The following is a 20,562-nucleotide window of genomic DNA, read 5'->3' on the forward strand; positions in this document are numbered from 1 at the left end:
GGTCCCCGAGACAAATCCAGCTCGTTCTGTAGGCACGCGACGGGCCGATCGTCCCCGTCCGACCTTTGCCGATGACCAGCGGCATCACCCCCCACGGTCATCAATCAAGGGGCTTGGTTTGGCAAACGCCACGAGATCGGCCTGATCCGTGATGCTGATGCGGTTGCCGTCGACGACAACGCCGTAGGGACGGAGCCCCTTGAATGCCCGGCTGAGGTTTTCCGGGGTCATGCCCAGAAACGAGGCCAGTCGTCGCTTTTCATAGGGGAGAGCAAACTGTGGTGCACCCGCCTGACGGTTCTGTTCGCGCAAGAGGTAGTTTGCCAACCGTTCAAGTGACGTGCGCAGCTTGAGATCTTTGGTGTTCTTGACCACCGCCCGATAACAATCGGCCAGTTCGTTCACAACAGCGCGCGCAAATTCGACGTCCTCGCCGAACACCCGCCGGACATCCTGTGACGGAATGAGGGCGATCCGGCTTTTCTCTAACGTTCGTGCCGACATCAGGTAGGGCGCATCCCGGACCGCAGCCGCCAGAATAAAGGTTGATACCGGGCGCACCGTTGCCAGCGACGTTTCCCGTGTGTGCCAGGAAGAGAACAGCTCTACCGAACCAGCAAGCACGATGTGCAAGAAATCGCTGGGATCACCTTCGGTAATCAACTCCACATGCTGCGGAAAGTTCTGCACATAGGCCGCTTGCATCAGATCGTGGAAATGCCCCTCAGCCACGGTGGAAAAGATCGCAAGCTGGCGTATTTCGGGATGATACGTTTCAAACATGGGACCCGTTCACATTTTGATTTCGAACAAAATCGATCAATTCATTGATAAATGTCAATTCAAAACCTGACGATTGCCTTCCATCGACTTGATGCGAGCCCAGCCCAGGCCTGACCAAATTTGTACCAATAATTATTTCGACCCGGTCAACCCTGATATTTGACTTCGATCAATCCAGTGGCACGGCGGGGGCGCCATCACACTCCCAAACAACAGGGTGCGTTCGCACACCCTCATCTGGAAGGATTTGTAATGTCCCCCCATGCCCAATCGTCAAGCGATCAGAGCCGGGCCCTTGGCCTGAGTACGCTCGCCTTTACGTTGAACTTTGCCGTCTGGACGATCTTTGCCATCATCGGTGTGCAGATCAAAACCGAACTGGGACTGAGTGAAACCCAATTCGGGATATTGGTGGCGACGCCAATCCTGACGGGGTCCCTGACCCGTCTGATCCTCGGTATCTGGACCGAGCAATTTGGCGGTCGCATCGTGTTCCCGTTGCAGATGTTGCTGGCTGCAACGGCGACATGGCTGCTGACGATGGCCGAAACCTATCCAATGTTCCTGCTGGCCGCCCTCGGTGTCGGGCTGGCGGGTGGCTCGTTCGCGATTGGCGTTGCTTATGTCTCGCACTGGTATCCGCGTGAAAAACAGGGCACAGCACTAGGGATTTTCGGCGCTGGCAACGTCGGAGCCGCCGTGACCAAGTTTGGCGCGCCCTTTGTAATGGTCGCCTATGGATGGGAAGCCGTCGCCAATGTTTGGGCGCTTGGTTTGGCTGCAATCGCAATCGTTTTTTTCCTGTTTGCCAAGAATGACCCGGTGTTCGAGGCGCGCCGCAAATCCGGCGCCAAAGCGGCGACGATCTTCCAGCAACTGGCCCCGCTAAAGAACATGCAGGTCTGGCGGTTTTCGCTCTACTATTTCTTTGTTTTCGGGGCTTTCGTCGCTCTCGCGCTGTGGTTGCCGCACTATCTGGTGGATGTCTACAGCGTCGATATTCGTACCGCAGGTATGGCTGCTGCCGCCTTCTCGCTCTCTGCCAGCATCTTTCGCGCGTATGGTGGCCACCTGAGCGATCGGTTCGGCGCGCGCAAAGTGATGTACTGGACGTTCGGCTTTTCGCTGATCATGCTGTTCATGCTGTCCTATCCGCCGACCACCTACACGGTCCACGCGGTTGCAGGCGATATCACCTTTTCCACACGCATGGGCTTTGGTGCCTTTGTGTTGGCGATCTTTGCGCTCGGTTTCTTCATGAGTCTGGGCAAGGCAGCAGTCTATAAACATATTCCGGCCTACTATCCTGATAATGTCGGCTCGGTCGGCGGTCTGGTGGGGATGATCGGGGGGCTTGGTGGCTTTGTCCTGCCGATCATCTTCGGTGCGCTTCTGGATCTCACCGGTATCTACACCACCTGTTTTGCGTTCCTGTTCATACTGGTCGGCATCGCGTTGACATGGATGCACTTTGCCGTGCGCAACATGGAAGCCGCCAACCCAACAGTGCCACGCGCGCAACTACCGGAATTGCCCGAATTCGAAGGCATGCCGATCCCCGAAGCCCCCGCAGCTGCAGTGCTGACTGAATGGGAGCCGGAAAACGCCGAATTCTGGGATGCCAAAGGCCGCAAGATCGCCCGGCGCAACCTCTGGATCTCGATCCCTGCCCTGCTGCTGGCGTTCTCGGTCTGGATGGTCTGGTCAGTCGTGGTGGCCCGGTTGCCCGCCATCGGCTTCGACTTTGAACAGGGTCAGCTTTTCTGGCTGGCGGCGCTGCCCGGCCTGTCCGGTGCGACACTGCGCATCTTCTACAGCTTCATGGTCCCGATCTTTGGCGGGCGGCTCTGGACAACGCTCTCTACCGCGTCCTTGCTCTTGCCTGCGATGGGGATAGGGTATGCCGTACAGAACCCTGAAACACCCTACCTGATCTTTCTGGTGCTGGCGCTGCTCTGTGGCTTTGGCGGCGGTAACTTTGCCTCGTCGATGGCCAATATCAGCTTTTTCTACCCCAAGGCGGAAAAGGGCAATGCACTGGCGCTGAATGCCGGGCTGGGCAATCTGGGCGTGTCGGTCATGCAGTTTCTTGTGCCGGTGGTCATCACGATGGGCGTCTTTGGCGCACTTGGTGGCGATCCACAGCCGCTCTCGGATGGGGGGCAACTGTGGCTGCAAAACGCCGGGTTCGTCTGGGTACCCTTTATCGTACTGGCAACTATCGCGGCCTATCTGGGCATGAACGACATTGCTTCGGCGAAGTCATCGTTTTCCGATCAGGCGATCATTTTCAGCCGCAAGCACAACTGGATCATGTGTATCCTCTACACCGGCACCTTTGGCAGCTTTATCGGCTATGCCGCCGGTTTCCCACTACTGATGAAAACCCAGTTCCCCGAAGTGAACGTGCTGCAATACGCCTTCCTCGGCCCGCTTGTCGGTGCGCTCAGCCGGGCGGGCACGGGATGGATATCAGACCGTTTTGGCGGCGGGCGCGTGACCTTCTGGACCTTCGCGGGCATGATCGTCGCGGTCTATGGCGTGCTCCAATTCCTGCCCTCCGAGGCAAACACGGCGGGCAATTTCTGGGGCTTCTTCGCCTGCTTCATGGCGCTGTTCTTCCTGACCGGCGTGGGCAACGCATCCACGTTCCAGATGATCCCCTCAATCATGCGTCAGGAAATACCACGCCTGATGCCGGAACTCGACGAGGCGGCAACGCGCACACAGTCGGAACGCGAAAGTGCTGCAATCATCGCCTTTACGTCGGCCATCGCAGCCTATGGCGCGTTCTTCATCCCCAAGAGCTACGGCACCTCAATCGCCGTGACAGGGGCACCAAACGGCGCGCTTTGGGCCTTCCTCGGGTTCTACGCCATCTGCGCCGTGATCTGCTGGGTATTCTACAGCCGCAAGTCTGCCCCGGTTCCCTGCTGAACCATTGAAAGCCAGTGCGCCCGGCATGTCCGGGCGCTGCCCGCCAAAAACAGGAGAATGACATGAGCCATCTGCTCGACAGACTGAACTTCCTCCAATCCAAGGAATTGGAAAAATTCTCGAACGGTCACGGCCAGGTGACTCGCGAAGATCGCGCATGGGAAGACACCTATCGCAATCGCTGGCGGCACGACAAAATCGTGCGCTCAACCCACGGAGTGAACTGTACCGGATCATGCAGCTGGAAAATCTACGTCAAATCCGGGATCGTCACATGGGAAACCCAGCAGACGGACTATCCACGCACCCGGGCCGACCTGCCCAATCACGAACCCCGCGGCTGTGCCCGCGGTGCCAGCTATAGCTGGTATCTGTATTCTGCCAACCGGGTGAAAAACCCGCTGGTGCGTGGCAAGCTGATGAAGGTCTGGCGAAAGATGCGCGAGACCATGCAGCCAATCGAGGCATGGACCAAGCTACAGAACGACCCGATCCTGCGCGCCTCTTACGTGGAATCGCGCGGCAAGGGCGGGTTCGTACGCGCCACATGGGACGAAGCCACCGAAATCACCGCCGCCGCCAACGCCTATACAGTCAAGACATACGGGCCCGACCGCGTGTTCGGTTTCTCGCCCATTCCCGCGATGTCGATGGTCAGCTATGCCGCCGGATCACGCTATCTGTCGCTGCTGGGTGGCGTGTGCATGTCGTTCTACGACTGGTATTGCGACCTGCCCCCCGCCAGCCCCCAGACATGGGGCGAACAGACTGACGTGCCCGAAAGCGCCGATTGGTACAACGCCGGTTATCTGCTGCTGTGGGGGTCGAACGTGCCGCAGACCCGGACGCCCGACGCGCATTTCTATACCGAGGCCCGCTACAAGGGTACCAAATCCGCCGTCATCTGCCCCGACTATTCCGAAGCGGCTAAATTCGGTGATGTCTGGCTTAATGCCAAGCAGGGTACCGATGCGGCACTGGCCATGGCCTTTGGCCATGTGATCCTGCGCGAATTCCATCTCGACCGGCAGTCCGAATATTTCGACGATTATACCCGTAAATATTCCGACTTCCCCATGCTGGTGAAGCTGGAGGAGAAAGACGGCCGTCTTGTGCCGGGACGTTTCCTGCGCGCCGACGATCTGGACGGCAAGCTGGGAGAGGATAACAATCCCGAGTGGAAGACCGTCGCCTTTGACGAAACATCGGGCGCGCTCGTCGCCCCTAACGGGTCAGTCGGCTATCGCTGGGGCGAGGATGGTGAATGGAACCTTGAGGAGCGCGCCAAAGGCAAAGATGTGCGTCTCAAGACCACATTCGTCTTGGATGTGGACCATGATGATGTGGCTCAGGTCGACTTTCCCTATTTCGGCGGTGTGGCAACCAAGCACTTCGCCACGGACGCCAAGCACCCTGACATACTGACACGCAACATCCCCATCAAAACGGTCAAGACGGCCGACGGCGATGTTCAGGTCGCCACGGTCTTTGATCTGTTCTGCGCCAATTACGGCCTCGACCGGGGACTGGGCGGCGAGTGGGTCACGGCAGACTATGCCGACGACATGCCCGGAACGCCTGCCTGGGCGGAAAAGATCACCGGCGTGAAGGCAGACAAGATCATCCACGTCGCACGCGAATTCGCAGACAACGCGGAGAAAACCCAAGGCAAGTCGATGGTGATCATCGGGGCCGCGATGAACCACTGGTACCACATGGACATGAACTATCGCGGTGTCATCAACATGCTGGTGATGTGCGGCTGCGTCGGTCAGTCCGGCGGCGGATGGGCGCATTACGTGGGTCAGGAAAAGCTGCGTCCGCAAACCGGCTGGCAACCATTGGCATTCGGTCTGGACTGGAGCCGCCCCCCCCGCCACATGAACGCCACCAGCGCGTGGTATGCGCACACCGATCAGTGGCGGTATGAGACGCTGGAGGCCAAGGAAATCCTGTCGCCCACGGCGCCAGCGGGCGATTGGGACATCAACCTGATCGACTATAACATTCGCGCCGAGCGCATGGGCTGGCTGCCCTCAGCGCCGCAACTGAAAACCAATCCGCTGGAGGTGGCCAAGGCCGCCAAGGCGGCAGGCAAGGAAATCCCTGCCTACGTGACAGAGCAGTTGAAATCCGGCGCACTGGAAATGTCCTGCGAGGACCCTGACGATCCGGCGAACTGGCCGCGCAACCTATTTGTCTGGCGCTCGAACCTGCTGGGATCAAGCGGCAAGGGGCATGAATATTTCCTCAAGCACCTGCTGGGCACGCAACACGGCGTCATGGGTAAGGATCTGGGCGAGGATGGCGGTCAAATGCCGAAAGAGGCGAAATGGCATGACGAAGCGCCGCGCGGCAAGCTGGACCTGCTGGTCACGATCGACTTCCGCATGTCCACCACGTGCGTCTATTCCGACATCGTTTTGCCAACGGCCAGCTGGTACGAAAAGGACGATATGAACACGTCCGACATGCACCCGTTCATTCACCCGCTTCAGGCGGCTGTAGACCCGGCGTATGAGAGTAAATCGGACTGGGAGATCTTCAAATCCATCGCCAAGAAATTCCAGCAGATTGCGCCGGAAGCGTTAGGTGTGGAAACCGATATCGTGGCGCTGCCCATTTTGCACGACACCCCTGCCGAGATTGCGCAGGATCAGGTCAAGGACTGGAAGAAAGGCGAATGCGATCTGATCCCCGGCAAGACCGCGCCAAACTACATCGCGGTCGAGCGGGATTACTCTACCATCTATGATCGCTTCACATCGCTCGGTCCGTTGCTGGGCAAGCTCGGCAATGGTGGCAAGGGGATCAACTGGAACACCGACGACGAGATTGAAAACCTTGCCGCGCTGAACGGTGTACAGCTGGATGGTTCGGCAGCAGGCCGTCCAAAGATCGACACCGCGATTGACGCCTGCGAAGTGATCCTGATGCTGGCACCCGAAACCAATGGCGAGGTAGCAGTCAAGGCGTGGCAGGCACTGGAAAAGGCCACCGGGCGCAAACACACCCACTTGGCCGATGGCGAACACCACAACAAGATCCGGTTCCGTGACATCGCCGCACAACCGCGCAAGATCATCTCGTCGCCCACATGGTCGGGCATCGAGAGCGAGAAGGTCAGCTATAACGCGGGTTACACCAACGTGCATGAGTTGATCCCGTGGCGCACGCTGACCGGGCGGCAACAACTCTATCAGGATCACCTGTGGATGCGGGCCTTTGGCGAGGGGCTGATGTCCTATCGCCCGCCTGTCGACCTCAAAACCATCACGGAAGCCGTGCAGGATGATGGTGACACGCTGGTGCTGAACTTTATCACCCCGCACCAAAAATGGGGCATCCACTCGACCTATACCGACAACCTGCTGATGCTGACGCTCAACCGCGGTGGCCCGGTTGTGTGGCTCAGCGAGGTCGACGCGAAATCGGCGGGTATCGTCGATAATGACTGGATCGAGGTCTATAACATCAACGGCGCACTGACAGCGCGCGCTGTGGTCAGCCAGCGGATCAAGGAAGGCAGCACCTTCATGTATCACGCGCAGGAAAAGATCGTGAACACCCCCGGTTCGGAAAAGACCGGCAATCGCGGCGGCATCCACAACTCTGTCACCCGCACCACGCTGAAGCCCACCCATATGATCGGCGGCTACGCCCATCAGTCCTATGGCTTCAACTACTACGGCACCGTCGGCAGCAACCGCGATGAGTTCGTCATCGTGCGCAAAATGAAAAAAGTGGACTGGCTCGACCAGCCAGCGACCGAAAAGGAGGCAGCACAATGAGAGTGCGCGCACAAATCGGCATGGTGCTAAACCTCGACAAATGCATCGGGTGCCACACCTGCTCTGTCACCTGCAAGAACGTCTGGACCAGCCGGGATGGCGTCGAATACGCATGGTTCAACAACGTCGAAACCAAGCCCGGCCTCGGCTATCCGACCGACTGGGAAAATCAGGAACGCTGGAACGGCGGCTGGGAACGGACCTCGCGGGGCAAGCTGCAACCCAAACAGGGCGGCAAGTGGCGTATTCTGGCAAACATCTTTGCCAACCCAAGCCTGCCCGAAATCGACGATTATTATGAGCCGTTCGATTTCGACTACGACCACCTGAAATCCGCGCCCGAAATGAAGGCGTTCCCGACGGCCCGCCCCCGGTCCAAGATCACCGGCGAGCGGATGGAGAAGATCGAAAAGGGCCCGAACTGGGAGGAAATTTTGGGTGGTGAATTCTCCAAACGATCGGAGGATTACAACTTTGATGGTATCCAGAAAGAGATCTACGGCGAGTACGAAAACACCTTTATGATGTACCTGCCGCGCCTGTGTGAGCATTGCCTCAACCCCACCTGCGTATCCTCCTGTCCGTCGGGCGCGATCTACAAGCGCGAAGAGGACGGCATCGTTCTGATTGATCAGGAAAAATGCCGCGGCTGGCGGATGTGCGTTTCGGGGTGCCCCTACAAGAAGGTCTATTACAACTGGTCCACTGGCAAATCCGAGAAATGCACGCTGTGCTATCCCCGGATCGAGAGCGGCAACCCGACGGTTTGCTCCGAAACCTGCGTCGGTCGCATCCGCTATCTGGGGGTGATGCTCTATGATGCGGACAAGATCGAAGAGGCGGCATCGGTAGAGAACACCACTGATCTCTATGATGCGCAACTGGGTGTGTTTCTTGACCCGCATGACCCAGAAGTGATCGCCGCGGCGCAGGCAGATGGCGTGCCGCAGGACTGGATCAAGGGCGCGCAAAACAGCCCGATCTGGAAAATGGCGATGGATTGGAAGGTCGCCTTTCCGTTGCACCCCGAGTACCGGACGCTGCCGATGGTGTGGTATATCCCACCTCTCAGCCCGATTCAGAACGCCGCCGAGGCGGGTGCCATCGGCATGGACGGCGACATGCCGGACGTCAAAAACCTGCGTATTCCGGTGAAATACCTCGCCAACATGCTGACTGCGGGCGACGAGGCCCCGGTGGTCACGGCGCTGGAACGGATGCTGGCGATGCGCTCCTACATGCGTGCCAAATCCATCGAGGGTGTGCAGGACGAGGCCATTGCAGAGCGCGTCGGCCTGACCGGACGAATGATCGAGGATATGTACAAGATCATGGCTCTGGCCGATTACGAGGACCGCTTCGTGATCCCTACCACCCACCGTGAACAGGTCGAAGAGGCTTATGATTTGCGCGGCGGCTGCGGCTTTACCGATGGCAACGGGTGCTCATCCGGCATCTCCAACGGTTCGCTCTTTGGCGGATCCAAAAAACCCCTAAAAATGCCAACGGAGGCGATGTGACATGGACCGCACCCTGAAAGCACTATCCCTGATACTGAGTTACCCGACCCGCGAGCTGCAGCACGCGATACCCGAAATCGGAGGCGTCCTGAGTTCGGAGAGGCGATTGACAGCAGCAGCGCGTCGGGCGTTGCGCCCGCTCATGGAGGAGTTGAGCGGGCGCGACATTTATGATCTGGAAGAGCAGTTCGTGCTGCTGTTCGATCGGTCGCGTACGCTATCACTCAACCTCTTTGAGCATGTGCATGGTGAAAGCCGCGACAGGGGTGGCGCGATGGTTTCGCTGATCGAGACCTATCGCGAACACGGGTTTGATCCGTCCACCTCTGAATTGCCCGACCATTTGCCGGTGCTGCTGGAATTCTTGTCAATGGTTCCCGCAGATGAGGCGCGCGAGATACTGGCCGACGCGGCCCATATCTTTGCCGCTCTGCGCGAACGGCTGGAACGCCGCGAGAGCAGCTATGCGGCGGTCTTCGATGCATTGTTGCAGTTGTCCGGTGCCAAGGCGGACCAAACTGCCGTGGCCGAGATGCTGAAGGCCGAGGAGGTCGATCCAAACGACCTTGAGGCGCTCGATGCAGTCTGGGAGGAAACCGAAGTCAGCTTCGGTCCCGATCCCAACGCTGGCTGCCCGCAGGTGCGTGACATGCTCTCGCGTATGGACACGCCCATCAACCCCGCGCCGCATGCGGCAGAATAGGGAGGATCAGACATGCTATTTGCCAATTTCGATATCAACTACTTCATCTTTGGGATCATGCCCTATATCGCACTGACGGTGCTCATCGTGGGGTGCATTGCACGGTATGAACGCGATCCTTTCACATGGAAATCCTCGTCAAGCCAGCTGTTGCGCCGCAAACAGCTGATCTGGGGCTCCATCCTCTTTCACGTCGGGATCCTCACGGTGTTCTTTGGCCATCTCATAGGCCTGTTCACACCGATTTGGTTGATCGACGCATTGGGCGTCCCGCATGGCCTGAAACAATGGATGGCTGTCATTGTCGGCGGCACTGCCGGGATCGCAGCACTGATCGGTGCGTCCATGTTGCTGCATCGTAGGCTCTTTGATCCGCGCATCCGCGTGACGTCCAGTTTTGCCGATATCCTGATTCTGGTGCTGATCTGGGTCCAGCTCTTTGTCGGGTTGGGCACAATTATCCTGACGCTGGAGCATATGGACGGGGTGGAAATGGTCCGCTTCATGACCTGGAGCCAGAGCGTGGTCACGCTGGAACTCAACGCATGGGCAGACGTGATCGACGTGCATTGGCTCTATAAGTTCCACATCCTGCTGGGCCTGATCATCGTCACGCTCTTTCCGTTCACCCGGCTGGTCCACATGATCTCGGGGCTGGCGGCACCATTCCGCTACCTCTTGCGACCGGGGTATCAGGTGGTCCGGTCGCGGCGGCAGAAGCCCCTGCCCTCGCGCAAAAGCACACCGGCGGAGTAACCCCGATGAACAAGGCTCGTTTTCCCGACCTCATTGTAAACGGCGAAACCGTTACCCATGCGGATATTGCCGCCGAGGCCCAGAACCACACAGGCCCCAAGGGCAAGCCTGGCATCGCGTGGCGCAAGGCGGCACATGCGCTGACGGTGCGCATGCTGCTGCTGCAAGAGGCGCGCAAACGCGGCATGACCGCCGATTGCCGCGAGCTGTCGCCGGGGAGGTTTGAAACAGAGGAGGAGGCCCTGATCCGGGGCCTTCTCGAAACCGAGATCAACGTGAACACGCCGACCCAAGACGCTGTGTACGCCGAATGGGCGCACGATCCCAGCCGGTTCCGGGCCCCGCCGCTGTGGGAGGTGTCGCATATTCTGATCGCCTGCGATCCACGCGACGAGGTCGAGCGCGACAAGACCCGATCGCGCGCAGAGGAACTGGCGATCCGCGCGACCTCTGGTAACGAGGATTTCGCAGAGCTTGCACGCGCGCACAGTGATTGCGGGTCGCGTGCAAACGGCGGCCAACTGGGCCAGATGAGCCCCGGCGATGCGGTGCCAGAATTTGAATCCGCGTTGCGCCAAATGGCCGACCGTGAGGTTTCGGCCAGTCCAGTACTCACCCGACATGGATGGCACGTCATCCGCATGGACGCTGTCGCATACGGGGACACCCTGCCGTTTGACGCTGTCAAACCACAGATTGCTGCCGCGATGGAAAAGGCCGCGTGGGCCCATGCTTCGCGCAGCTTTGTCGGAGCGTTGATGGCAAAGGCCGATATCTCGGGATTACCCAAGCAGCCGGAGTAGCGGGGATGGGCGTGCACAACACAGCGTCGGTCAAGAATACCAGAAAGGGCGAACCCCATGCTGGATGATCTTCTCAAACGCAATCGCGATTGGTCAGAGCAGCGGTGCGCCGAAGAATCGGGTTATTTTTCGCGCTTGTCTGACCAGCAGACGCCCGACTTTTTCTGGATTGGTTGTTCGGACAGCCGCGTTCCCGCGAATGTCATTGCCGGGCTGGACCCCGGCGAGGTGTTCGTTCATCGCAACGTGGCGAATGTCATTCACAGCACGGACATGAGCCTGCTGTCCGCGCTCGAATTTGCGGTTGAGGTGCTGCATATCCGCGAAATCATCCTGTGCGGCCATTACGGCTGTGGAGGCGTTCGCGCAGCAACCGAAGATTTGCCCCATGGGCTGGCGGACCACTGGCTGGAGCCAATTCGCCGGTTGACCCGCGCCTATGCGGTCGATCTGACACAGACGACAGGTGCCGAAACCCGCCGTGACAGGCTGGCAGAACTGAACGTGATCGAGGGCGTGACCCGCATCGCGGAAACACCGATCCTGCAACGCGCATGGGCGCGCGGCGAAAACGTCGCCATCCACGGGCTGGTTTACGGGCTAAAGGATGGTCGATTGAACGACCTTGATTGCACGATTTCACGCGGATTTTTTGGATCAGGAGGTCGCTAGATGAGTTTGTTTGACCCAATTTCTGCCCCTGGATGCGGCTGCGACGCTGCGCATCCCCGGTTGGCGTCGGTGCCGGTGGCACTGACAAACGCATTGGCATGCGTTCCCCCCGTCACCCGGACCGAAATCCTGCCACTGCATCTTGCCATGGGCCGCGTCCTCTCTGCGCCTGTTCACGTGCAGACTGATCTACCCCGCTTTGATTGCGCTGCCATGGATGGTTACGCGATGCGGTTCGACGACGCGTCGCTTGGCACGTTACCCCTGTGCGGCGTCGCTGCTGCGGGGCAGGCTCCCGACACGCTGCGCCCCGGCACCGTGATGCGCATTTTCACCGGTGCCCCCCTGCCCCATGGCGCCGACACCGTCGTGATGCAGGAGAACACGGAAACAGCGGCCAAGGACATCGTGCTGGCGCGAAAGCCGGTCAAAGGCTCGCACATACGTCGGCGTGGCGAAGACCAGCGCACCGGCGGGCTACTGATCGAAGCACGGCATCGTCTCGACGCACTGTCCATCGGCAATTGTGCCAGCGCCGGCGTGGGGCGCGTGCAGGTTCTTTGTCGGCCGAAAGTCTCAATACTAGTGACCGGCGACGAGTTAACCGCACCTGGCACTCGTCTGACCGAAGCGGCGATCTGGGATGTGAACGGCCCGATGATTCAAGCCGCCCTCACCGCAGCCGGATGCGACGTCGTTGACCTGATCCGCCTACCGGACGACCCGGATTTGCTGTGCGCCGCCCTGTTCAAGCTCGCGCGGCGCAATGACATGATCGTCACCAGCGGCGGCGCATCCGTCGGTGATCGCGACCATCTGTCTGGCGCGCTAAAAAATCTCGGAGCGCAGGTTCACGTATCGGGCATCGCGGTCAAACCGGGCAAGCCAACGACCGTCGCCAGCATATCCGGGACGCCCCTGCTGGCTTTGCCCGGCAACCCGTTGGCGGCATTTACCATGTGGCAGGTATTTGGACGTGCCATGACAGCGCGTCTGTCAGGTGCTCGATCAGAGCAGGCCGTCTGCCGGCACATCAGGATAACGCAGTCCTTGCGCCACACGCCCGGACGATGCGAGTTTCGTCCGGCCCGAATCGCGGGCTATGGTCCTGACGGGATAGAATATGCCACCTGCTCGAACGCTACCCACTCCGCACGCCTGTCACAGGCGCTGACTGCCGATGGTTTTGTGCTGCTGCCTGCCGAATGCGACGGCCTGAGCCAAGGCGACATGGCGGAATTCCTTCCGTTTCAATAGATCAAGTGAGGCCACAGATGAAAATCGCCTATGTAACGACCACCGACAAAGGGGCAACCGACCGTTTACTGACAACAGCCGCCAACGCCGCGATTGAACGCGGGCACACTGTGGCAGGCGTCGTCCAGAGCAATACCCCGCGTCCCAAAACGCATCGCTGCGATATGGATGTTCAGGTATTGCCCAAGGGGCCAATCATCCGCATTTCGCAGGACCTGGGACCAGAGGCGAGCGGATGTGCGCTTGACCCCGCCGCGCTGGAGCAAGCCGTCGTCGAAGTCCATAAAACACTCGTCGACGGCGCGGACCTTTTGATTGTGAACAAATTCGGCAAGCATGAAGCGGCCGGGCGAGGGTTTCGTCCCCTGATTGCCGAGGCGCTTTCACAGGATGTGCCTGTACTGGTCGGCCTCAATCCACTGAACCGCGCAGAATTCGAGGCTTTCGCTGAGGGGGTGGCGCAAGAACTGTCCGCAACCACGGAAACGCTGGCGCAATGGATCGACACGACCTGCCTCGCCGCTGAAAAAGTGGACTGAAACACAGGCGAGCGATTGCGCCTGATCCGATGCCTATTTCAAGTGGGTACTACGCCGGGTGCGACTGGCAAGGTGGCCAAGCCGCCGATCCGGTACATCGGGACGGCGGCGTTTGATTTAGGCAGGATCCCACGGTTTTGGGTCGGAGGGATGAGCACTCGGGCCGCCCGGACGGAAATAGATCACTGTGCCGCTGGCGCCGCCTACTCCGCCATCAAGGTCGTTAAACACGATTTGCCGCGGGATGATGATCTGTGCCCGACGCCCTGCGTCCGCTGCTGACCAAGGCCGCTCACTGACCACGCAATGGCCTGTTTGGCCGGTATAGGACGTCGCCGGATCAACCTCACGCAGGAATGTCAGACCATTCACCAGCGCTTCGCCATTCAGCACCACAGCGCCTGAGCCGATGACTTGCTGCGCCTTGCCACGCGTCATAACGGACTGGCTCTTGCTCTGGGCCCAGACGCCACAAACGCCTGTTTTTCCGCCAATATTTTGAACATCTATCGCCACGCTCAGCCCGCCGGGTGAGCTGTAGGTGCCGCCGCCCATGACCGGATCAGACCCAAGCGTGGCAGTACCTGCGGGCGTGGTGGTCGAGCAGGCCGCAAGCCCAAGCATTGCCATGCAGGATGTTAGAACCGAAATTCGCATTACGTCACCTCTATGACAGATCGCCCGTATATGGAGCTTCTCACAAGGAAATTACAAGGTCAGCTATGCTGGTTACGCGGTATCACACCCGGCGGCAAACGCCTCTGTTTCGCGCAGCATTTCAGGATACCATTCCTCGATTGTCGGCAGGAAAGCTTCGCGGATGCGCCCGACCTGTTCCGGGGTCAAATCCTCGCGCCAAACACCCGACTGGCCCTTGGCAAAGAAATTCTGCATTCCTTCCGGGCGTTCGGAAAACCCTTTTTCCTGTTCCTGCTTTTGCATACTTGCAAAGCTGGTGGCCTTGATCGCCCGCGCAAGCCGTGGTTTTTCCACCTTGAGGCGCAGGAATTTCGACAGCAGGTCGTTGAATGTCTTGCCCGGTTTGGCCAGCATGTCCTCGTACCGAACAATATGCCGCGATAGGCCCGGCGCACGCGCCCAACTCATCACATGGCCATCCCAACTGCCCAATGCCTCGTAAATTCCAGCCGGGGTGCCCATGATCATTTCCGGGTCCATCATCCGGGTGATCGCAGTGTCGATATCGCAGTTCTGGTGGCGCGCAAAAGACGGGGCCAGATCGAAGGGGTTGCGAATGATGTAGATCGCAGCCGCCGTTACTTGCGGCGGGATAAGATCCTGCCCGAGAAACCTGATGGCCTGACAGTGGGTCTTCACAAAATGGTGGTCGGGCTTGGATGCGGCAATCAACTCCAGCGCGCGGGGCCGGACCTTTAGCCAGTCCTCCGGGCTGTGGGCCTGAAACTTGCCCCCTGCTGCGGCATCAAAGAAGTCCTGACGCACATCGCCGGTGGTGAATTTGCGCAGGTTGTTGATATCTGGTGCTTCGCCCGGAGGCATCAGATAGTGCGCCAGAAAGCTGCGCATCCATGTGTTTCCCGACTTGGGAAACGAGGCCAACCAGATGATCCGCTGCAGATTGTTCATTCCAGATATCCGAATTTTTTCATGGTCTTGGCGTGATTGTTGCAAATCTGATCTGCCAGCGCAGGATCCAGATCAGTCTTCCACTGGCCACTGCGCCCTGAGGCAAAGAACTTCTCGGCGCCGGCGGGCTTCTCCATGAATCCAGTCTCGGTTTCCTGTTTCGACACTTCATCGAAACTGGCATGACGCACAGCCCGATCCAAACGTTCGTCGTCGACCGGGACACCCAGATGGGTCAGCGTCTTGGCAAATTCCTGATGCGGATTGGTAAGCATGTCCTCGTAGCGCAAGGTCAAAACCGGATAGGGCGCATAGCCGGTCCAGCTTTTGACATGCTCGGACCATGAGCCCTGAAATACTGCTACCGTGTTATCGTCCGCTTGCGTCGCATTATCGCTGCGCGCAATACGGGCCACGACCTTCTCCACCGGCTCTCCGTAATGGCGCGCGGCTGACAATACCATGTCGCGCGGATCGCGCATAATGTAGATCGCCGAGCGAGTGTATTTCGTCGGGATCAGGTCAATCCCGCGTGCCACTGATTTGATATTGTGGGTTTTCACCAGATTGACGTCGGCATTGTTCGCAACGATCCCGCGCAGCACCTTTTCACGCAGTGAAAGTGTCAACGCCAAGTCGCGCGTGTCGATCCTACGACCGGCCACCATATGATAGGTTTTGGCGATTGCATCGCCCATGCCAAACTTGTTGACCTGATTGATCGGCATCGGCTCTTGGGTATTCGCTAGGTAGTTCGCTAGGAATATCCGCGTCCAAGTATTTCCCGATTTGGGGTAGGACGCCAGCCAGACAATGCTGTTTTTCATCTTGTTTGCCCGCGTTCAGTGATGACAGGCCCAGATAAAAGAAGACGAGGGAGAAATACATCCCCCCCGTCCAATTTTTTCCGAAGTACCTAAAGCTTAGAAGCTCAGGTTGATCGCTGTACCGATAACGGTACCTTCGATTTCGGTTGCGGCTGTGCCTTTGTCGTCTGCTTCTGCGAAGACGGCATAGATGTCCCAATCAACACCTGGGCCCAAGTCGCGGCTGGCGCCGATACGGTACGCAATGTACTCTTCGTTCGCGCCACCAGCACCGGTCGCTTTGCTCTCGCCTTGGAAGGTCAGAGCTTCAAACGCCCAAGGACCAGCTGCGTCGTACGTAACACCGAAGCTCCAGCCTTCTTGGTCGGTTGCGCCAGCGGCCAGGCCGTTGTCGTTCTCAGCATAGTGACCACCAACGGTGAAGTCGCCGAAGCCAACTTGCAGACCGATACCCCAAGTGCTGGGATCGGAAACGCCAGCAGCAGTCGCGTCCGCGGTGCCGTAACGTGCGCCAACAGTGACGCTGGTCGTGCCGAACGTCTGGCTGTAGTTCAGGCCGATGTCGAAGATGTCGGTCAGAGCTGCAACGTTGTTGTTGTTGTGGTTGGTCAGAGCGTTACCGGCGTTGTTGCGGGCATACGAAACACCCAGCGTCAGGCCGTTGAAGGACGGCGTGAAGTACGTCAGACGGTCAACGTCGTTGTTACGACCAACTTCGGTGTAAGCCGAAACCATCGCGCCGCGGAAGATACCGGGCAGAGGACCACCGGTCGAACCCGAGAGCGGGATGAACGCGGAGATCGAAGGCGAGTTGATGTACATCGAAGTTACGCCAGGAGCAGCAACCATCGATTTGTAACCAGCGGAGTTCTCGGAACCCACGATGATCTGACCCAGTGTGTCACCGGAGATCGTCATGTATGTTTCGTCGATACCGATGGCACCACCACCGTTGTTCTCGCCTTCCATCTGAACGTTCACACCGAAGGTGATGCCGTTGTCCAGAGTGATCGAGGGCGAGAAGATGATTTCAGTGGTCGAGTGGAAGCCGATGCCGTCGTTGTCGACTTGGCCAGCGCCTGTACCGGCGAGCGTACCGCTCAGATCGGTGTAAGCGACGTGCTGGTTCATGTAACCACCCCAGTTCAGGTCCCATTCTTGGGCCGTCGCTGGAGCCGCCATTGCGCAACCGATGATCGCGCTGGTGCAAAGCAGATGCTTTTTCAAGGTTGTCCCTCCTCATAATAGCAGGAATATGTGTGTCATGATCCGCCGCCTCCAAAGCTAGACGCGGCTTGGGGATCAAATGCAGCTTTTTGCCCCCGAGTGTCAACGCGCACTGCCAGCCCTGCAATGTTGTTGCCCCGGTTGTGGCGTTTAAACCACACAATCAAGGCAAGGCATCCCCAATTTAACCTGAAATTGCTGAAACACCTAGGTTTTATAGACAGCAGCACCGCGCTACTCCGTGCCACATTTCGACATCAAATGTATGATCAGAGCGGTCTGTAAACAGGAATCACGCCCAACATGGCGTGCTGTGATGGGTTATGCCCACGACGCAACCCGACGCCGAGTCGCGGGTTGTGGCGCATGTCGGATCAGTGTCTGGTCACAAGATCGCGGTGGCGCCGCAGGCGGTCTCTGGCGACGCCTCAGATGTCGTTTTCTTCCAACACCTTTTTCGCTGTGCGGAAACATTCCACCCCCTGCGGTACGCCGCAATAGATAGCGATCACGTGGATGATTGCGCGAATTTCCTCCTTGGTGACGCCATTGTTCAGCGCACCGCGGCAGTGGATTTCCCATTCGTGCATTTTACCCAACGCACCAATCATGGCGAGGTTCATCATGCTGCGTGTTTTGGGGGCGATCACATCGTCACCCCAGCCGAAACCCCAGCACCAAGCGGTCATCGCCTCCTGAAAAGGTCTGGTAAAGTCATCTGCGGCAGCGAGGTTTTTCTCGACATACTCGGGCCCCAGCGTGGCCTTGCGTTGTTCCAGCCCTTTTAGAAAAAGGTCTTCGTTGAATGTATCCGGCATGAAACGGTCCTTTCGTGGTTTGAATGGTCATGACACCTTTCGCGTATCAGGCCCGGACGGAATGACCAGTGCCAAAATCGGCGGCCGGGAATTTCGGACGCAGATACCGGGGGCATGGATTTGCGGGTTTTGTCTCATGTTTCATGTTTCATGGCATCTGATCCTGCGATGATACGCCACCGGCATCTAGATGCATTGCCCAAACACCTGCGAATCGCGCAGGATGCGCAGAACATCATAACGTAGGAGCAAAAAGTGGCACAGACATCCCAGAACCCCGCAATTGCCAATATCGGCCATTGGCCCGAGCGCGTGCAGATGGCCGCTGCTTTTCGCTGGACTGAGCGGCTGAACATGCACGAGGCGGTCGCGAACCATTTCAGCCTCGCCGTGAACGAGGAAGGCACCCAGTTCCTGATGAATCCGAACCAGATGCATTTCGCCCGTATGCGCGCGTCGGATCTGTTGTTGCTGGACGCGAACGACCCCGACACGCTGGACCGACCGGGCGCGCCTGATGCCACGGCTTGGGGCCTGCATGGCTCGGTCCACCGCCATTGCCGCCATGCGCGCTGCGTAATGCATGTGCATTCTATCCACGCCACCGTTCTGGCCTGTCTCGCCGACAGTTCGCTACCACCGGTGGATCAGAACGCGGCCACGTTCTTTAATCGGTACGTCATCGACGATGGCTATTCTGGCCTCGCGTTCGAGAGCGAGGGCGAACGCTGTGCCCGAATGCTGAGTGATCCCAAGATCAAGGTGATGATCATGGGCAATCACGGCGTTCTGGTGCTGGGCGACAGCGTCGCGGACACGTTCAACCGGATGTATTACTTTGAGCGCGCCGCCGAAACATACATCCGCGCGCTTCAGACGGGCCAGCCCCTGCGCGTCCTGAGCGACGAGATCGCCGAAAAAACCGCGCAGGAGCTGGAAAGCTATCCCGGTCAGGCCAACAGCCACCTGTCGGAGCTGATGGCTATTCTTGATGATGAAGGATCGAACTACGCCAGCTGATCGCGCCGATCCGGGGAATGCCTATGTCCGATCCCGACACAGACCACCCGACTGATCGCCTAACGCATCTGCTGGACGGATTTGATCGCGTGCTGGCGACCTCAGGCCGCGAGGTCATGATCTCGTTCCGCCTGTCAGCCGCGCAGACGTTCAGCTATGGGGTGACGACCGACCGGATTGGTCTTCGGCTTAGCCGGCGACCGGACCTGCGGGCGTATGTGGAACGCTGGCTACGCGCCCTCAGCGCCCCCGGTCTGCTGCGCGATTTCGGCCTCTCACGCGCGCCAAAGGACCGATTGCTGGAGGGCAATTACTTTGACGTACAAGATCTGGCGATCCACGGTGTGCCGCAACATACCTGCGAAAGCTTTGACGCGGATGCTACCGACCCGGACTGGGTTCAGCCCACCGCAGGCAGCATACTGCCCGAAGATATGGCCGGGCCTGCCCCGCCCGGTTTCGACCTCTTGGATGGACGCGAAGTGCTGGACAGCGATCCGGTTTCGGGTCGCGTGATCCTGTCGTATGACAGCGGGTCGGGCCGCGATGACGATGACTGCTGGGAGCGGCGCGGTTTCGAGGTGCTTGAGCCAAACGGCACCTGCGTCCTGACAACAGGCGCCACGGGCCGCGGCCGCGGCTTTGCCGGAGCCTGGATGTGGTTCATTCCCGGGGCGGATGGCATGCAGGCACGTATATCCACGTCGGACGGCGGCGACGACGATGTTGTTCACCTGCCGCCACCTGCGCAAACCTTGTGGTCAGGCCTTGCCGGATCGGCAATCGCCGACCTGCCGCGACCCGGCGGCCCCACGGATGACGCGATCCGTTTTGCGCAGCAACGCGGCCACCGCTATCTTCTGGATGAACACCTGAGAACATTCCGGCTGAGCCGCGGCGCGGCGGGCGCGAATCTGATCCCGCCCAACGCCCCAAACCCTGTTCGGGCGGCGGATGATGACACGACCCTGTCGCTTTACCTGCATCTGACACTGCGCGACCTGCCCCGGCTGACGCAAACCCACGACGGCTTTGCGATGCGGTTCAATCGGACCAGTGACTGGCCCGAGTTCCGAAACCGGATCGCGGACTGGATCAATGCCCTTGCCCCCGGCCCGGTGCGGATTGACCGATCTCGCCGCATCCGCGGCGGCAACGCTTTCAGCGTCGCGCACCTGCACCTGTTCACGGCCAACCCGTGGTGCACGCAGGTCTATGACGCCGATCAGGCCGATCACCGCGATCTTTTGCTTATTTAGTAATAGATCATAATCGCTATCACACGGCACATGCCGTTGTGC

General features: G+C 59.0%; 17 protein-coding genes. 11 read left to right on the forward strand and 6 right to left on the reverse strand.

Annotated elements, in window-relative coordinates; translation table 11 throughout:
* Nucleotides 1–84: 84 nt before the first annotated feature.
* Nucleotides 85–783 (reverse strand): helix-turn-helix domain-containing protein, encoded by a 699-nt coding sequence (locus N7U68_RS06250; RefSeq protein WP_165197219.1) that lies wholly within the window; start codon nucleotides 781–783, stop codon nucleotides 85–87.
* 252 nt (nucleotides 784–1,035) lie between these two features.
* On the opposite strand from N7U68_RS06250, the gene N7U68_RS06255 reads away from it, so the two are divergent.
* The 9 genes from N7U68_RS06255 (at nucleotide 1,036) to N7U68_RS06295 (ending at nucleotide 13,761) form a co-directional block, all read left to right on the forward strand.
* Entirely contained in the window at nucleotides 1,036–3,720 is a 2,685-nt protein-coding gene (locus N7U68_RS06255; protein ID WP_263048585.1) for a nitrate/nitrite transporter, read from the forward strand.
* A gap of 62 nt (nucleotides 3,721–3,782) precedes the next feature.
* Nucleotides 3,783–7,511: a nitrate reductase subunit alpha gene (locus tag N7U68_RS06260; RefSeq protein WP_263048586.1), complete on the forward strand. Its 3,729-nt coding sequence runs from the start codon at nucleotides 3,783–3,785 to the stop codon at nucleotides 7,509–7,511.
* Nucleotides 7,508–9,031 (forward strand): nitrate reductase subunit beta, encoded by a 1,524-nt coding sequence (gene narH, locus N7U68_RS06265; protein WP_263048587.1) that lies wholly within the window; start codon nucleotides 7,508–7,510, stop codon nucleotides 9,029–9,031. Before N7U68_RS06260 ends, narH begins: the two co-directional genes overlap by 4 nt.
* Before the next feature lies 1 nt (nucleotide 9,032).
* The gene (narJ, locus tag N7U68_RS06270) at nucleotides 9,033–9,734 is read left to right on the forward strand and encodes a nitrate reductase molybdenum cofactor assembly chaperone (protein ID WP_165197214.1); all 702 of its coding nucleotides are present in this window, start codon (nucleotides 9,033–9,035) and stop codon (nucleotides 9,732–9,734) included.
* Between the two features lie 12 nt (nucleotides 9,735–9,746).
* On the forward strand, nucleotides 9,747–10,490 hold the full coding sequence (gene narI / locus N7U68_RS06275; protein WP_263048588.1) for a respiratory nitrate reductase subunit gamma: 744 nt from the start codon (nucleotides 9,747–9,749) through the stop codon (nucleotides 10,488–10,490).
* A gap of 5 nt (nucleotides 10,491–10,495) precedes the next feature.
* Nucleotides 10,496–11,293 (forward strand): peptidylprolyl isomerase, encoded by a 798-nt coding sequence (locus N7U68_RS06280; protein ID WP_263048589.1) that lies wholly within the window; start codon nucleotides 10,496–10,498, stop codon nucleotides 11,291–11,293.
* Between the two features lie 57 nt (nucleotides 11,294–11,350).
* Nucleotides 11,351–11,965 (forward strand): carbonic anhydrase, encoded by a 615-nt coding sequence (locus tag N7U68_RS06285; RefSeq protein WP_263048590.1) that lies wholly within the window; start codon nucleotides 11,351–11,353, stop codon nucleotides 11,963–11,965.
* Nucleotides 11,966–13,222: a molybdopterin molybdotransferase MoeA gene (locus N7U68_RS06290; protein WP_263048591.1), complete on the forward strand. Its 1,257-nt coding sequence runs from the start codon at nucleotides 11,966–11,968 to the stop codon at nucleotides 13,220–13,222. It abuts the gene before it with no gap.
* Nucleotides 13,223–13,239: 17 nt separating this feature from the next.
* Nucleotides 13,240–13,761: a DUF2478 domain-containing protein gene (locus N7U68_RS06295; protein WP_263048592.1), complete on the forward strand. Its 522-nt coding sequence runs from the start codon at nucleotides 13,240–13,242 to the stop codon at nucleotides 13,759–13,761.
* Between the two features lie 117 nt (nucleotides 13,762–13,878).
* On the opposite strand, the gene N7U68_RS06300 is transcribed toward N7U68_RS06295, so the two are convergent.
* The 5 genes from N7U68_RS06300 to N7U68_RS06320 form a co-directional block, all read right to left on the reverse strand.
* Nucleotides 13,879–14,418, reverse strand: coding sequence for a hypothetical protein (locus N7U68_RS06300; protein WP_263048593.1), 540 nt, complete (start codon nucleotides 14,416–14,418; stop codon nucleotides 13,879–13,881).
* Nucleotides 14,419–14,490: 72 nt separating this feature from the next.
* The gene (locus tag N7U68_RS06305; RefSeq protein ID WP_263048594.1) at nucleotides 14,491–15,369 is read right to left on the reverse strand and encodes a sulfotransferase domain-containing protein; all 879 of its coding nucleotides are present in this window, start codon (nucleotides 15,367–15,369) and stop codon (nucleotides 14,491–14,493) included.
* Complete coding sequence (locus N7U68_RS06310; protein WP_165197206.1) at nucleotides 15,366–16,196, reverse strand: sulfotransferase domain-containing protein; 831 nt, start codon at nucleotides 16,194–16,196, stop codon at nucleotides 15,366–15,368. Before N7U68_RS06310 ends, N7U68_RS06305 begins: the two co-directional genes overlap by 4 nt.
* A 96-nt stretch (nucleotides 16,197–16,292) precedes the next feature.
* Nucleotides 16,293–17,423: a porin gene (locus N7U68_RS06315; protein WP_241188135.1), complete on the reverse strand. Its 1,131-nt coding sequence runs from the start codon at nucleotides 17,421–17,423 to the stop codon at nucleotides 16,293–16,295.
* 428 nt (nucleotides 17,424–17,851) lie between these two features.
* A complete protein-coding gene (locus tag N7U68_RS06320) occupies nucleotides 17,852–18,241 on the reverse strand; it encodes a carboxymuconolactone decarboxylase family protein (RefSeq protein WP_165197205.1) in 390 nt (129 codons plus the stop codon).
* Nucleotides 18,242–18,496: 255 nt separating this feature from the next.
* On the opposite strand from N7U68_RS06320, the gene N7U68_RS06325 reads away from it, so the two are divergent.
* Nucleotides 18,497–19,261 carry a class II aldolase and adducin N-terminal domain-containing protein gene (locus N7U68_RS06325; RefSeq protein WP_263048595.1) on the forward strand — a complete coding sequence of 255 codons (765 nt, stop codon included), beginning with the start codon at nucleotides 18,497–18,499 and terminating at the stop codon, nucleotides 19,259–19,261.
* Nucleotides 19,262–19,284: 23 nt separating this feature from the next.
* Complete coding sequence (locus N7U68_RS06330; protein WP_263048596.1) at nucleotides 19,285–20,520, forward strand: hypothetical protein; 1,236 nt, start codon at nucleotides 19,285–19,287, stop codon at nucleotides 20,518–20,520.
* Nucleotides 20,521–20,562 lie beyond the last annotated feature (42 nt).

It is taken from the genome of Roseovarius pelagicus, from assembly GCF_025639885.1.
GTDB classification, from domain to species: domain Bacteria; phylum Pseudomonadota; class Alphaproteobacteria; order Rhodobacterales; family Rhodobacteraceae; genus Roseovarius; species Roseovarius pelagicus.